Below are 12940 nucleotides of genomic sequence, written 5' to 3'. Positions count from 1 at the left end.
ACGGACACGACGATGCTCAGGCGGCCTTCGCCGTCGGCAGCTTCGACACGAGCCGCAGCGACACCGTCAGACCTTCGAGCTGGTAATGCGGGCGCAGGAAGAACTTCGACGTGTAGTAGCCCGGATTGCCCGCGACTTCCTCCACGATCACCTGCGCGTCGGCGAGCGGCTTGCGCGCCTTGGTGTCGTCGGAAGAGTGGGCGGGATCGCCATCGACGTACTGGAGAATCCAGTTCTGCAGCCAGCGCTCCATGTCGTCGCGCTCCCTGAACGAGCCGAGCTTGTCGCGCACGATGCACTTCAGGTAGTGCGCGAAGCGGCAGCACGCGAACAGATACGGCAGGCGCGCCGCGAGGTTCGCGTTGGCGGTGGCGTCGGGATCTTCGTATTCGGCCGGCTTGTGCAGCGATTGCGCGCCGATGAATGCCGCGAAGTCCGAGTTCTTCTTGTGCACGAGCGGCATGAAGCCGTTCCTGGCGAGCTCGGCCTCGCGCCGGTCGCTGATGGCGATCTCGGTCGGGCATTTCATGTCGATGCCGCCGTCGTCCGTCGGGAACGCGTGCACCGGCAAACCCTCGACCGCGCCGCCCGACTCGACGCCGCGAATGCGCGAGCACCAGCCGGACATCTTGAACGAACGCGTGATGTTCGCGGCCATCGCATACGATGCGTTCGCCCACGCGTACTTGCTGCTGTTCGCGCCGGCGGTGTCTTCCTCGAAATCGAACGCCTCGACCGGATCGGTCTTCGCGCCGTAGGGCGCACGCGCGAGAAAGCGCGGCATCGCGAGACCGATATAGCGCGAGTCCTCCGAATCGCGCAGCGAGCGCCACGCGGCGTGCTCGGGCGTCTGGAAGATCTTGGTCAGATCGCGCGGATTGGCGAGCTCCTGCCAGGATTCCATCAGCAGCGCGGCCGGGTCCGCGCCCGCGATGAACGGCGCGTGCGCCGCCGCCGCGATCTTCGCGATCTGCGTGAGGAGATCGACATCGGGGCCGCTGTGATCGAAGTAATAATCCGCGACCAGCGCGCCGTACGGCTCGCCGCCGAACTGGCCATACTCTTCCTCGTAGAGCTTCTTGAAGAGCGGGCTCTGGTCCCACGCGACGCCGCGATACTTCTTCAGCGTCTTGTGCAGCTCCGTCTTCGAGATGTTGAGCACGCGGATCTTCAGCGACTCATCGGTTTCAGTGTTGTTGACGAGATAGTGCAGGCCGCGCCATGCGCTCTCGACCTTCTGGAACGGCTCGCTGTGCAGGATCAGGTTGATCTGCCCGGTGAGCGCCTGATCGATCTGCGCAATCAGCGCCTCGATGGTCGCGAGGACATCGCCGGAAATCACGCCGGTGTCGCGCAATGCCTGCTCGGCGAGCGTGCGCACTGCGTTCTCGACGGCATCGCGGGCGCGATCGGACTTCGGCTTGAATTCCTTTTGCAGCAGCGCGGAGAAGCCGTCGAGTTCGGGCGCCGCTTCCATCACGGCCGCATGCGTGTGTTGCTGGAGGCTGAGATCGTTCATCGTGTCATGCTCCGGTGGTGGGTTTGGTTTCGTCGCCATTCGGGCGAGGCTGCGCGGCGAGCGCCTTCATCAGCGCGGGTTCTTCCAGCAGGCGGGCGATCAGTGTTTCGGCACCGGTCTTGCCGTCCATGTAGGTCAGGAGGTTCGCCAGTTGCGTACGCGCTTCCAGCAGTTGCCGCAGCGGCTCGACCTTGCGGGCGATCGCGGCGGGCGTGAAGTCGTCCATGCTCTCGAAGGTCAGATCGACCGCGACGTTGCCGTCGCCCGTCAGCGTGTTCGGCACCTGCACGGCGACGCGCGGCTTCATCGACTTGAGACGTTCGTCGAAGTTGTCCACGTCGACCTCGAGAAACTTGCGTTCGGCGGCGGGCGCGAGCGGCTCGGCGGGCTGCCCCGACAAGTCCGCGAGCACGCCCATCACGAAGGGCAGGTTGACCTTCTTCTCCGAGCCGTAGACTTCGACGTCGTATTCGATCTGCACGCGCGGCGCACGATTGCGCGCGATGAATTTCTGACTGCTTTCCTTGGCCATGATGTGCACTCCTTTGCTTTTGAATGAGCCGGGTCAGACGACTCCGCCCAGATGCCTGAATTGATGCGCGCCGTCCGGCGCGACGTCCTCGATGATTTCGATGAAACTCTTGCCGACCAGCCTGCGCGCGCGTTGCAGCAGCACCGGCAACGGGCTCGACGGCTCGCATTCGGCGTAGTACGCGCAGATCGCGTCGAGCGCGTCGCTCACGTCGCGCGCGCTCGCGATGCGCCGGGGCGTGGCGGGTCCCGTCGCGGCAGCGGCATGCGCCGCCGTACCGGAACCCGCGCCCTCTTCACTGCTGCTGGTCTCCATCGCGCTGCCCCTTCCCCCCGTGTGCGCCGCAACGAACTCCGCGATGCGTTGAAGCGGCCGTGCGAGCGGCCCGAAGTCGAGCGCGCGCGACGGCCCCACGCGCCCTGTCAACGCACGCTCGATGTTCGCGAGCGAAGCCCGCGCCGCCGAAAGCGCCTCGCACATCGCCCGCCCTTCGTCGATGCCGGCTTGCGCGAACGCCGCATCGATGGCCGCGAGCGTCGGCATCTCGTCGCCTTCGTACAGCGGTGCTTCACCTGCCAGCACTTCGAGATCGCGCAGCGCGAAACCGCGCTGGCCACGTGGCGCAACAAAAGGCACGTCGCGCAGCTCGCCCACGATCCCCGCACCATCGACGAGCGCCGACAGCGCGTTGACCCGCGCGGTCGGATCGTCGCCGTCGCTGGCGTCGAGTTGCGGATGCACGCCGCTCCAGTGCTGATCGAGCAGCCCTTCGATCAGCGCGAGGCCGCACGCGAGGCCGGCGAAGCCCTCCCGCACCATGCCCGAGCGCGTGTAATGCACCGCCACCCGCAGATCGCGCGTCCGGTCGAGCAGGGTGATCGACAGCGAGCGGGCGAGCGTCCAGTCGGGCGGCGTCGCGGCAATCACGGTGCCGCCATACTGGGCGTCGGGCTTGCCGGCGATCGCCTCTTCCAGCGCCCGGAACTCGGGGCTGTACTCTTCGTCCTCGCCGCACGGCGCATCCGGTGCGAGGGCGGTAAGCCAGGCTGCGATATCAGCGAAATTCATGGCGGTATCCGCGACGAGCATTGAACGGAAGGTGGCCTACTAGGGCCTCGGCGAAGACGACGAGCGCGAACTGGAGCTCGAACTCGAACTGGGGCTCGCGCCCGGGCCGGAGTCGCAATTCGCCGTGTTCTTCGGGATGTTCCATTTGCCGGTCACGACGCCGCCTTTCTTCGCGCCGTTGTTGTCCTGCGGCTGATACTCGACGCAGAATTGCGCGAAGTTCAGCGTGACGTTCTCGGCGATCTGATCTCCGCCGCCGGAGCCGACCGAGTGTCGGCTGATGAGCACTTCCTTGAGCGTGATCTTCAGATACTCGACCGGGTCGTTGCCGCCCGCCTTGCGCAGCGTGAGCACGGCCTCGGGCATGTGCACGCCCTGACAGCACGACTGCACGATCGTGGGCGAACTCTTGTCGACGTACTTGCTGATGGACAGATCCTGCACCGATGCGGTCCCGGTGCCGCCGCCCGTGCCGCTGTGCGTCGTGCCCGTCTGCGAGCATCCCCACGACCAGCTCAGTATCTCGATCTCGTCGGTGTGACCTACCGCCTGAGATTCACCCTTGATATCGCCCAGCTTGAGAAACATATCTACGGCCATGTCAGTCTCCGAAAAATGCGCGCCTTGCGGCACAGGTCGATGCGCGTCGCGTTGAAACGCGAAGCGTGGTTTGCGAGCTTTCTGCTGATTACCCGCGTTACTTTGGATTACGAATTATTTACGATGCTTCGATGCGTTTTTTGCCGGCACGCATCAGCCTGAGTTCATTCGCCGAGCGCCTGCCGGATCGCCGCTTCGACGGCGGCCATGTCTTTGCGTTCGCAGAGCCCGGCCCAGTTCACGAGCGTGTCGCGATTCACCGTCGGCGTTTCGCAAAGCTGCGCAAATCGTTCGAGTGTGGCGGCCGAACCGACTATGCTATGAAAACGTTCGCGTCCGATGCACGCGTCCAGCATGACCGCCATGCCTGCCTGCCGGGCCCGGTCGAGGAGGGACTCCATGATCTGTCTCCTATTCAGTGGTTCGAGTGCGCTTCGATGCGCGATCCGTGACCCGAAAACAGCCGCCCTCGCCGGCTTATTCCGCAAAAAAACTCGAAAAATTCGTGGAATAGATTCCCCTCTGGAGTGTTGTCAATCATGAGCGCGCCCATTTCAGGAGCTGCCCCGATGAACGACGACGACCTGCCGACCGTCCTGCCGACGTTGTTGCCGCGGCTCTGGCGCTTCGCGCTGAGGCTGACGCAGAACCCGCACGACGCCGAGGATCTGGTGCAGCGGGCCTGTGTGCGGGCGCTGGAACGGCGCAGCCAGCTTCAGCCGGGCACGTCGGCGCTCAGCTGGCTTTTTTCGATCGTGCATTCGACGTGGATGAACGAATTGCGCGCCCGATCGATTCGCAACCGCGGGAGCATGGACTGGCAGGACGAGGAAATCGAACAGTTCGCCGATCCTTCGGCGCGCAATCCGGAGCTGGATTTGCTGCATCGCCAGGTGATCGACGCCGTCGAGGCGTTGCCCGAAGCGCAGCGCGTCGTGATGGTGCTGGTGGCGATCGAAGGCCTGAGCTATCGCGAGGCGGCCGAAGTGCTCGACGTGCCCATCGGCACGATCATGAGCCGGCTGTCGCGCGCGCGGCTGACGATCGGACAGAAATTCAGCGTGCAGGCGCCAGCGTCGGCTAGAAAAGGAGAATCCTTATGATGAATGTCGATGATTCGCTGCTGATGGCCTATGTGGACGGCGAGCTGTCGCCGGAGCAGCGCGGAGAAGTCGAAGCAGCGATCGCGCACTCGGACGAACTGGCGGCGCGGGCCGCGGCATTGCAGGCGTCGGTGCTGCCGTATCGTGCCGCGTATGACCGGCAGACGGTGCCGCCCGTGCCGGAGAGCCTGACGCGCCGTATCGAAGAGCTCGTCAGCGTCAGCGCGCCGCAGGAGCGTAGCGCGCCGCGCGGCAGCAGCCGGCGCTTTTCGATGCAATGGGCGGCCGCGGCCTTCGTCGCGGGCGCGATCTGCTCGGGCGTGCTCACGGGTTATTTCAGCGGCGTGAATCCATTGAAGCCGGGTGTCGATCCGTGGGTGCAGAGCGTGGCCGACTATCAGGTGCTCTACGGACGCGACACGGTCGCCAATCTCCGGGAAGACAAGGCCACCACCGAACAGGTGATGGCCGATATCCATCAGCGCGATGGCATGCCAGTCGATGTGCCCGATCTGCGCCAGGCGGGCCTGAAGTTCAAGCGCGTGCAGCGCCTGAATTATCACGACCGCCCGCTCGTCCAGATGGTGTATCTGCCGGAGCGTGGTGATCCGGTGGCGCTGTGCGTGATCGAGGAAAACGAGGGCGATGCGCCGGTGCGATCGAGTCGGGTCGGCGAGATGAATACGGTCACGTGGCGCACGAATCGGCTCGCCTATGTGCTGCTCGCGAAAACCCCATCGCTCGACTTGCAGGCTATCGGGAACAGCATTGCCGGTGGGAAGACTGCGCCGCTCTATAGCCGCGGCAATGCGGAGGTGGCGCGCGATAGTTAGGCGGATGGGTGCGCCGTGTTGAATGCTTTCAGACGCGGCGCACACCCTTACGCGTGGTGATCCTTTCGCAGAGAAACGGATGCCTGGGCCGACCGGCCCGCCGGCACCGTCACTGAGCGTCTTGTGCAGCGGGAAGCGCTTCCCCGTCGTGCGGCGCCAGTTGCTCCCATGTGCTATGCACATGGCGTCGTAGAAATTCGCCGAGCTTCGCGCCCTCGCGGGCCGACAACAGCCGAACGATGACCTCGTGCTCGTCGATCGCGGTATGCCAGGTCTCCGACGTCACGCTCCCCTGAAATCGATAGCGATAAAGCTGCCGGTTCAGCCGTTCATGAACCTCTCTGAGCGTGGCATTTTTCGCGGCAACGATGATGCTCGTATGGATCGCCTGGTTGAGCCGGAAGTAGTTCATCCGGTCGCGCCGCTCATACGCTGCGTGCATTTCGTAATGAAGCGCGCGGATCTCGGCGATCTCCGCGTCGGTCGCCACCCGGCACGCCGTTTCGCCGCCGAACGCCTCGATCACCCCGAGCACGTCCAGCTTTTCCGCAATCTCCGCCGCGCCGAGCTTCGCCACCACGGCGCCGCGTTTGGGCAGCACGACGATCAGACCGTCGCTGGCCAGCTCTTTGAGCGCTTCCCGTAGCGGTGTGCGCGACACGTCGAGCCGCTCCGCGAGCGTGCGTTCGCGAAGCCGCTCTCCAGGCTTGAGCTCATCCGTTGCGATGAGCGTGCGCAGGCGCTGCGCGATCTGCATCGACAGCAGTTCGTCAGGCGCTTCGCCATTCTCGAATGCGTCCGATTCGTCTTCGAAATCAGTCATTTCCCCGATCCTTCGATGCCGGAAAGCGGTGGGCGCGGATCCGGTATGCCACTTTACCAGTTCGCACGTGATGGCGACAGGCGCGCAAGCCCTTTGCCGGTGGCGGGTGTTATCCCGTACTTGACCGGATGATGACGTGCAACTACATTCTGGTATGCCAGATTTATCGATTGCAAAATTCAGTTGGGAAATCCCGGTCGCCACGAAAGAGGAGCATCGAATCGAGATATTGATGAAACCGACCGAAAATGGCCAGAAGAGTCATATGCAGCAAGGAATTCAGGTGAATCTCAGCGCGCCCTAGCACCACTCGATGGCTCTTTTTGTTTCCCGTCCAGACCAGATCAAATCGGTATACCAGAATGCGTTGGATTGCGGCTCGGCACCGATTCGCAATCTTGCTCCACCAAGGACAGACACATGAACTACGAACATCTTTTCAAAACGCTCGGCAGCCGCTCGATCCGCATCGCGCTCGTCGGCCCTAAGGGCGGCTTCGGGCGCTCGCTGCTCGTACAGTGCCGGGCCGTGCCGAGCATCCAGATCGCGGCGCTCTGCGACCTCGACATCGACGGCACCCTCTCCACGCTCGCCTCGCTCGGCTTCGACGCCGGCGCCGCGACCGTCTGCAACAACGCTGACGACGTCAAAGCGGCGCGCGCCGCGGGCCGCATCGCACTGGTCGGCGACTACCGACTACTCGACGCAGTGGAGCTCGACATCGTCGTGGAGGCGACCGGGCAGCCCGAAGTGAGCGTGCGGATCGCGGAGAACGCGCTGCAGCGCGGCGTGCATGTCGCCATGGCGACCAAGGAGACCGATTCGGTCGTCGGGCCTTATCTGAACCGGCTCGCGATCGAGAACAAGGTCGTCTATACGACGCCCGACGGCGACCAGCCGAGCAACCTGATCGGCCTCGTCACGTGGGCGCGCGTGCTCGGCTTCGAGGTCGTGGCGGCGGGCAAGTCGAGCGAATACGACTACATCTACGATCCGGCGGCGCGCACCATCGACTATCTGGAAGAGCGGCACACCGCCTCGCTCGACGGCTGCTGGACGCTCGGCGACGATATCCCCGCGACGCTCGCCGCGCGCAGTCAGGCACTTTCGATGCTGCCGCAAAGCGCGACCCCCGACTATTGCGAGCTGAACGTCGTCGCGAATTCGACCGGCCTTCTGCCGGCCGCCGACGCGCTCAACTATCCGCTCGCGCGTATCAGCGAACTCGCGGACATCTTCGTGCCCAGGGAAGACGGCGGCATTCTGGATCGCACGGGCGTGGTCGACGTGTTCAACTGCCTGCGCCGTCCGGACGACCTCAGCTTCGGCGGCGGCGTGTTCGTCGTGGTCCGCTGCAAGGACGACGAGACCTGGCAACTGCTCAGGCAGAAGGGGCATCTCGTCGGCAAGAAAGGGCGCTATGCGTGCATCTACCTGCCGTATCACCTGATGGGCCTCGAAACGCCGATGAGCCTGTTCTCCGCCGTGCTGCTCGGCCAGCCGACGGGAAGCGCCGCGCAACTGCCGCATGCGCAGATGGTCGCGCGCGCGGACCGCGACTTCAGGGCGGGCGAAACGCTGGCGATGGGCGGCCATCACCACGCGATCGAAGGCGCGACGCCACTGCTCGTCGATCGCGCGAAGGCCGGTCGCGCCGCGCCGTTCTATCTGGCCGCGAACAAGCGTCTGCTCGCCGACGTGGCGCGCGGCGATCTGATCCCGCTCGCCGCGCTCGATCTCGAAGGCTCGGCGCTGTACGCAGCATGGCAGCGCAATCCGGCGCACTGAGCGCACGCGCTGAAAGCGGCGCGCAAAGCGCCGCGTTCCAATAAGGAGGAGACATGCAAACCGATATTCCCACAGCGGAATCGCCCAGTTCGTTCCGCTCGCTCGTGTCCACCACACGCTGGCGCATGGTGCTGCTGCTATTCGTGCTCTACACGATCAACTGTATCGACCGGATGTCGCTGTCCATCGCGATGCCGACGATCGTTCACGAGTTCCATCTCGCCGCGACGATGCAGGGCTTGATCCTGTCGGCGTTCTTCTGGACCTACAGCACGTTCCAGATTCCCGCCGGCTGGGCCGCCGACCGCTTCGGCGCGCGACGCATGATCGGCATCTCGGCGGTGCTGTGGGGCGGCTTCCAGTGTCTCGCAGCCTTCGCGGTCAACGGCGTGACGCTGCTGCTGTCGCGCATCGGGCTCGGCGTGTTCGAAGCGCCCTACATGCCGGCCGCGACCAAGCTCACGGCGACGTGGCTGCCGCCCGCCGAACGCGCGCGCGGCGTGACGCTGATCGATAGCGGCGCGCCGCTCGGATCGGCGCTCGGCGGCCTCGCGATCAGCGCGCTGATCGCACTCTCGGGCTCGTGGCGCACGGCGTTTCTGATCGTCGGCGCGGTCACGATCGTGTTCGGCCTGATCGTGTACCGGCTGCTACGCGAAACGCCCGAGCAGCATCCCGGCATCGACGACGCCGAGACGACCTATATCCGCGCGCAGAAGCTTGCCGCCGGCGAAGCGCCGCGCGCGAAGAAGGCGCCGCTCTCGCGCCGCACGATTGCGGCGATGGTGGTGGGCCGGATCGGCTGGGCGATGGTGTTCTTCGGCCTCGTCACATGGGGACCGAATTATCTGTCGGTCGGCCGCGGTCTCGACATCCGCAGCATGGGCTTCGCCACCTTCCTGATCTTCCTTGCTGGCGCGATCGGCGAAGTGCTGTCGGGCGTGACCGCCGACTGGCTGCAAAAGCGCTTCTCGCGCAAGGCCGCGTTCAAGATCCTGTTCGGCCTGTCCGGCGGCATGTCGCTCGCCTGCCTGCTCGCGCTGCCGTTCGTGTCGGACATTCGCTATGCGGTCGCCCTGCTGTCGCTCGGCGTGTTCTTCCATCTGTGGGGCGGTCTCTACTGGCTGATCCCCGCGATGCTCGCGCCGCAGGAACAGGTCGGCCTCGTCGGCGGCGTGATGAACTTCGCGGGCACGGGCGGCGCGATCGTCGTGCCGATCGTCGTCGGCGTGCTCGTCGATGCAACCGGTGGTTTCACCGCCGTCATCATGTTCTTCGCAGCCGCGGCGTTCGCCTATCTCGTCGGTTCGCTGATGATCGACTTCGGCCGCAATGCGCCGCGCGGAGACCGCGCATGAAGGCGCTCTACGACGGTCCGGTCATCGACGCCCATCAGCATTTCTGGGATCTCGAAGCGAATCAGTATCCGTGGCTCACGGGCGATACGCTGGTCGCGCACCGCTACGGCGACTATTCCGCGATCAAGCGCACGTATCTGCCGGCGGATTATCTGCGCGATGCCGCCGGTCACGACGTGGTCGGCAGCGTGTATGTCGAGGCGGAATGGAACCCGTCCGACCCGCTCGGCGAGACCCGTTACGTGTCGCAACTGGCGGCGTCGTGCGGACGGCCGAATGCGATCGCCGCGCAAGCGTGGCTCGATCGCGACGATGCAAACGACGTGCTCGCCGCGCAGGCCGGATTCGACCGCGTGCGCAGCGTCCGTCACAAGCCGGGCAACCCGGACGGGAAAGGCCGCACGCTGATGTCCGACGATCGCTGGCTGCGCGGTTACGCAGCGCTCGCGCGACACGGGCTGCATTTCGAACTGCAGGCGCCGTGGACCCAATTGCACGAGGCGGCGTGCGTGGCACGCGACTTTCCGGAAACGCTCCTGATCGTCAATCACGCGGGTGTGCCGGGCGACCGCTCGCCCGACACCTTGCGCGGCTGGCGCAAGGCAATGGAAACGCTCTCGGTGCTGCCGAACGTCGTCGTCAAGGTATCGGGGCTGTGCGAGCGGGGTAAGCCGTGGAGCGTGGAAGCCAATCAGCCCATCGTCGATACGCTTTACGCGCTCTTCGGCGCTGAGCGGCTGATGTTCGGCAGCAACTTTCCCGTCGACGGCATGTTCCTCTCGCTCGATGGCCTGCTGAGCGGTTTCGCACAGCTCGTGCGCGCCTGGCCGCATGCGCAGCAGCGGGCCTTTTTCCATGACACCGCCGAGCGTGTGTATCGCCCGCTCGGACTCGGGGCGCGCTCCTGCACGAGCGGTTCGCTCCCGACCAACGAAAGGGCATCCCGATGATCACCCAATCGCACAACGAACTCGGATTCAAATTGCCGATTCTCGATGCGCATCATCACTTCTGGGACCTGTCCGACGGCACGTTCCCCTGGCTCACCGACGAATACGACGACACGTTCTTCCTCGGCGATTATCGCCGCATGTGCAGCGACTTCCTGCCGGAGCAATACCGTCGCGCGACAGCGGGATTCGATGTGATCGGCACCGTTCACGTCGAAGCGGAACGCTCGCGCAAGGAGCAAGTGCGCGAGACCGAATGGCTCACGAAACTGAATGCGAAGAGCGGGCTGCCGAGCGCGATCGTCGGGCATGTGTTCTTCGTGCAGCCGGATTGCGATGCGATTCTCGCGGGCCACGCGAAGAGCCCGCTCGCGCGAGGCGTGCGCTCGAAGCCGGAAATCTCGGCGGGCCCCGGCGAGTCCGTGCAAGGCCGCCCCGGCACGATGCAGGACGACGCCTGGCTGCGCGGTCTCGCCCTTCTCGACAAATACGGCTTTTCGTGGGATTTGCGCGTGCCTTACTGGCATCTGAAGGAAGCGGCCGAAGTCGCGCGCGCGTTCCCGAACACGCCGATCGTGACGAATCACCTCGGCTTGCCGCTCGACCGCTCCGACGAGGGCATCGCGATCTGGCGCTCCGGCATGGAAGCACTCGCGGCCTGTCCGAACGTGACCCTGAAGGTGTCGGAACTCGGCCTGCCGAACGGCAAATGGGACAGCGCGGGCAATCGACGCGTGATCCGCGAAGCCGTGGATTTGTTCGGCTACGACCGGTCGATGTTCGCGAGCAATCTGCCGGTGGGCAATCTGTCGGCGAGCATGACGGAAATCGTCGCCGATGTGCTCGCGGCCCTTCCCCAGGCGACCGAAACCGATCTGCGCAAGCTCTTCGCCGACACGGCGCGGCGCTTCTACCGCATCGATTGACACTGCATCGAACGTACAAAATTATCAGGAGACAGGCATGCAGACCATCGACGAAAACTCGCTCTTCAGGAAAGTATCCGTGCGGATATTGCCCGTCCTGATGCTCGGATTTTTCTTTTCTTACCTCAACCGTGTGAACGTGGGTTTTGCCAAGCTGCAGATGGCGAGCGACCTGCAGTTCAGCGACGCCGTTTATGGCTTCGGCGCCGGCATTTTCTTTCTCGGCTACTTCCTGCTCGAAGTGCCGAGCAACGTGATCCTGCATAAAGTGGGCGCGCGGCGCTGGATCTCGCGCATCATGGTGACGTGGGGCCTGCTCTCCTGCGCGACGATCTTCATCCGCACGCCCACGCAGTTCTATGTCATGCGCTTTTTGCTCGGGCTCGCCGAAGCGGGCTTCATTCCGGGCGCCATCTACTACATGAGCCAGTGGTATCCCGCCGCGCGACGCGGCCGCGCATGGGGCGTGTTCTACATCGCGCTGGCGTCGTCGGGTGTGATCGGCGGGTTGGTCTCCGGGTCGATCCTGCGCTTCATGTCGGGACTGGGCGGTCTGCGCGGCTGGCAATGGCTGATTCTCGTCGAAGGGATTCCAACCGTGCTGCTCGGCATCTACATCTTCTTCCGCATGAGCGAGGACATTCGTCGCGTCACGTGGCTGTCGGAGCCGGAGAAAGCTCACCTGACGAGTGTGCTCGCCGCCGAGAACCGCGACAAGCTCTCGCACGGCCTTGCCGGACTCCTGACGAATTCGCGGATTTGGGCGCTCGTCGTGATCTACTTCGTCTACAACATGGGGCTCTACGCGATCAGCTTCTGGATGCCGACGCTCGTGCAGAAGATGGGCGTGACGGATGCGTTCACCATCGGCGTGATGACCGCGATTCCGGGTGTATGCGCGATCATCAGCATGCTCGTGTTCGGCTTCAGCGCGGACCGTCACAATGAACGCAAATGGCATCTGATCGTGGCGTTTTCGATGGCGGCGATCGGCTTCCTGCTTTGCGTGCTCTGGCAGAACCAGCCTGTCCTCGGCGTGATCGCATTGTGCATCGCGAACATGGGCGTGCTGTCGATCCCGGCGCTCTTCTGGAGCTTGCCGACCGCGTTCCTCACCGGCGTGACGGCGGCGGCCGGCATTGCAATGATCAACTCGATCGGCAATCTTGCGGGCTTCGTTTCGCCCTATATGATCGGCTATCTGAAAGACCTCACAGGGCGCACCGATACGGCGCTGTTCGTTGTGGCAGGCGGACTCGTGCTCGGCGCGCTGCTTCTCGCAGCCGTACTGCGCGCGCGCCCTCGAAGCAACATCGACGCACAGCCAGTCCGGGCGAACGTGCGTTAGTTGACGCATCCCGGCATTGCCGAGCATTGGGCCAGTCGTAGACGCAAGCGATGAATTTTCGCCTTAGCTTCTGAGAATTCATCGTTTAGCGT

At 64.4% G+C, this 12940-nt stretch carries 13 protein-coding genes; 7 read left to right on the top strand and 6 right to left on the bottom strand.

Going from position 1 to position 12940, the window contains the following annotated elements:
* Window positions 1-16: 16 nt before the first annotated feature.
* The 5 genes from tssC to AWB74_RS28505 all read right to left on the bottom strand — a co-directional run bounded on the left by tssC (window position 17) and on the right by AWB74_RS28505 (window position 4120).
* On the bottom strand, window positions 17-1477 hold the full coding sequence (gene tssC / locus AWB74_RS28525; RefSeq protein WP_061150039.1) for a type VI secretion system contractile sheath large subunit: 1461 nt from the start codon (window positions 1475-1477) through the stop codon (window positions 17-19).
* 46 nt (window positions 1478-1523) lie between these two features.
* The gene (gene tssB / locus AWB74_RS28520) at window positions 1524-2051 is read right to left on the bottom strand and encodes a type VI secretion system contractile sheath small subunit (RefSeq protein ID WP_061149993.1); all 528 of its coding nucleotides are present in this window, start codon (window positions 2049-2051) and stop codon (window positions 1524-1526) included.
* Window positions 2052-2084: 33 nt separating this feature from the next.
* Window positions 2085-3119 (bottom strand): type VI secretion system protein TssA, encoded by a 1035-nt coding sequence (gene tssA, locus AWB74_RS28515; protein ID WP_087039237.1) that lies wholly within the window; start codon window positions 3117-3119, stop codon window positions 2085-2087.
* 39 nt (window positions 3120-3158) lie between these two features.
* A complete protein-coding gene (locus tag AWB74_RS28510; protein WP_327362570.1) occupies window positions 3159-3719 on the bottom strand; it encodes an Hcp family type VI secretion system effector in 561 nt (186 codons plus the stop codon).
* Between the two features lie 164 nt (window positions 3720-3883).
* Window positions 3884-4120: a hypothetical protein gene (locus AWB74_RS28505; protein ID WP_087039233.1), complete on the bottom strand. Its 237-nt coding sequence runs from the start codon at window positions 4118-4120 to the stop codon at window positions 3884-3886.
* Window positions 4121-4288: 168 nt separating this feature from the next.
* Here AWB74_RS28505 and AWB74_RS28500 point away from each other — a divergent pair, with 168 nt between their 5' ends.
* Both AWB74_RS28500 and AWB74_RS28495 read left to right on the top strand, forming a co-directional pair.
* Entirely contained in the window at window positions 4289-4822 is a 534-nt protein-coding gene (locus AWB74_RS28500) for an RNA polymerase sigma factor (protein ID WP_061127257.1), read from the top strand.
* The gene (locus tag AWB74_RS28495; protein WP_235024703.1) at window positions 4819-5655 is read left to right on the top strand and encodes an anti-sigma factor family protein; all 837 of its coding nucleotides are present in this window, start codon (window positions 4819-4821) and stop codon (window positions 5653-5655) included. The genes AWB74_RS28500 and AWB74_RS28495 overlap by 4 nt, the downstream gene beginning before the upstream one ends.
* Before the next feature lie 109 nt (window positions 5656-5764).
* On the opposite strand, the gene AWB74_RS28490 is transcribed toward AWB74_RS28495, so the two are convergent.
* Window positions 5765-6412 (bottom strand): GntR family transcriptional regulator, encoded by a 648-nt coding sequence (locus AWB74_RS28490; protein ID WP_061150037.1) that lies wholly within the window; start codon window positions 6410-6412, stop codon window positions 5765-5767.
* Between the two features lie 486 nt (window positions 6413-6898).
* Between AWB74_RS28490 and AWB74_RS28485 the strand changes: the two genes are divergently transcribed.
* The 5 genes from AWB74_RS28485 to AWB74_RS28465 are packed head-to-tail and all read left to right on the top strand — an operon-like array spanning window position 6899 to window position 12848.
* Entirely contained in the window at window positions 6899-8266 is a 1368-nt protein-coding gene (locus AWB74_RS28485) for an NAD(P)H-dependent oxidoreductase (RefSeq protein WP_061149990.1), read from the top strand.
* A 53-nt stretch (window positions 8267-8319) separates the two neighbouring features.
* On the top strand, window positions 8320-9624 hold the full coding sequence (locus tag AWB74_RS28480) for an MFS transporter (RefSeq protein ID WP_061149989.1): 1305 nt from the start codon (window positions 8320-8322) through the stop codon (window positions 9622-9624).
* On the top strand, window positions 9621-10574 hold the full coding sequence (locus AWB74_RS28475; RefSeq protein ID WP_061149988.1) for an amidohydrolase family protein: 954 nt from the start codon (window positions 9621-9623) through the stop codon (window positions 10572-10574). The genes AWB74_RS28480 and AWB74_RS28475 overlap by 4 nt, the downstream gene beginning before the upstream one ends.
* Window positions 10571-11500 carry an amidohydrolase family protein gene (locus tag AWB74_RS28470; RefSeq protein WP_061149987.1) on the top strand — a complete coding sequence of 310 codons (930 nt, stop codon included), beginning with the start codon at window positions 10571-10573 and terminating at the stop codon, window positions 11498-11500. The genes AWB74_RS28475 and AWB74_RS28470 overlap by 4 nt, the downstream gene beginning before the upstream one ends.
* A gap of 37 nt (window positions 11501-11537) precedes the next feature.
* Complete coding sequence (locus tag AWB74_RS28465) at window positions 11538-12848, top strand: MFS transporter (protein WP_061149986.1); 1311 nt, start codon at window positions 11538-11540, stop codon at window positions 12846-12848.
* The last annotated feature ends 92 nt before the right edge of the window (window positions 12849-12940 follow it).

Source organism: Caballeronia arvi (assembly GCF_001544695.2).
In the GTDB taxonomy this organism is placed as follows: Bacteria; Pseudomonadota; Gammaproteobacteria; order Burkholderiales; family Burkholderiaceae; genus Caballeronia; species Caballeronia arvi.
This window is presented reverse-complemented; position numbering and strand designations above follow the sequence as displayed.

What these genes read in the sequence shown, in the direction of transcription:
- AWB74_RS28500 (WP_061127257.1), top strand. Translation starts at nt 4,289, where the DNA reads ATGAACGACGACGACCTGCCGACCGTCCTGCCGACGTTGTTGCCGCGG.
- tssC (WP_061150039.1), bottom strand. Translation starts at nt 1,477, where the DNA reads ATGGAAGCGGCGCCCGAACTCGACGGCTTCTCCGCGCTGCTGCAAAAG.
- AWB74_RS28495 (WP_235024703.1), top strand. Translation starts at nt 4,819, where the DNA reads ATGATGAATGTCGATGATTCGCTGCTGATGGCCTATGTGGACGGCGAG.
- tssB (WP_061149993.1), bottom strand. Translation starts at nt 2,051, where the DNA reads ATGGCCAAGGAAAGCAGTCAGAAATTCATCGCGCGCAATCGTGCGCCG.
- AWB74_RS28470 (WP_061149987.1), top strand. Translation starts at nt 10,571, where the DNA reads ATGATCACCCAATCGCACAACGAACTCGGATTCAAATTGCCGATTCTC.
- AWB74_RS28510 (WP_327362570.1), bottom strand. Translation starts at nt 3,719, where the DNA reads ATGGCCGTAGATATGTTTCTCAAGCTGGGCGATATCAAGGGTGAATCT.
- AWB74_RS28490 (WP_061150037.1), bottom strand. Translation starts at nt 6,412, where the DNA reads ATGCAGATCGCGCAGCGCCTGCGCACGCTCATCGCAACGGATGAGCTC.
- AWB74_RS28465 (WP_061149986.1), top strand. Translation starts at nt 11,538, where the DNA reads ATGCAGACCATCGACGAAAACTCGCTCTTCAGGAAAGTATCCGTGCGG.
- tssA (WP_087039237.1), bottom strand. Translation starts at nt 3,119, where the DNA reads ATGAATTTCGCTGATATCGCAGCCTGGCTTACCGCCCTCGCACCGGAT.
- AWB74_RS28480 (WP_061149989.1), top strand. Translation starts at nt 8,320, where the DNA reads ATGCAAACCGATATTCCCACAGCGGAATCGCCCAGTTCGTTCCGCTCG.
- AWB74_RS28505 (WP_087039233.1), bottom strand. Translation starts at nt 4,120, where the DNA reads ATGGAGTCCCTCCTCGACCGGGCCCGGCAGGCAGGCATGGCGGTCATG.
- AWB74_RS28475 (WP_061149988.1), top strand. Translation starts at nt 9,621, where the DNA reads ATGAAGGCGCTCTACGACGGTCCGGTCATCGACGCCCATCAGCATTTC.
- AWB74_RS28485 (WP_061149990.1), top strand. Translation starts at nt 6,899, where the DNA reads ATGAACTACGAACATCTTTTCAAAACGCTCGGCAGCCGCTCGATCCGC.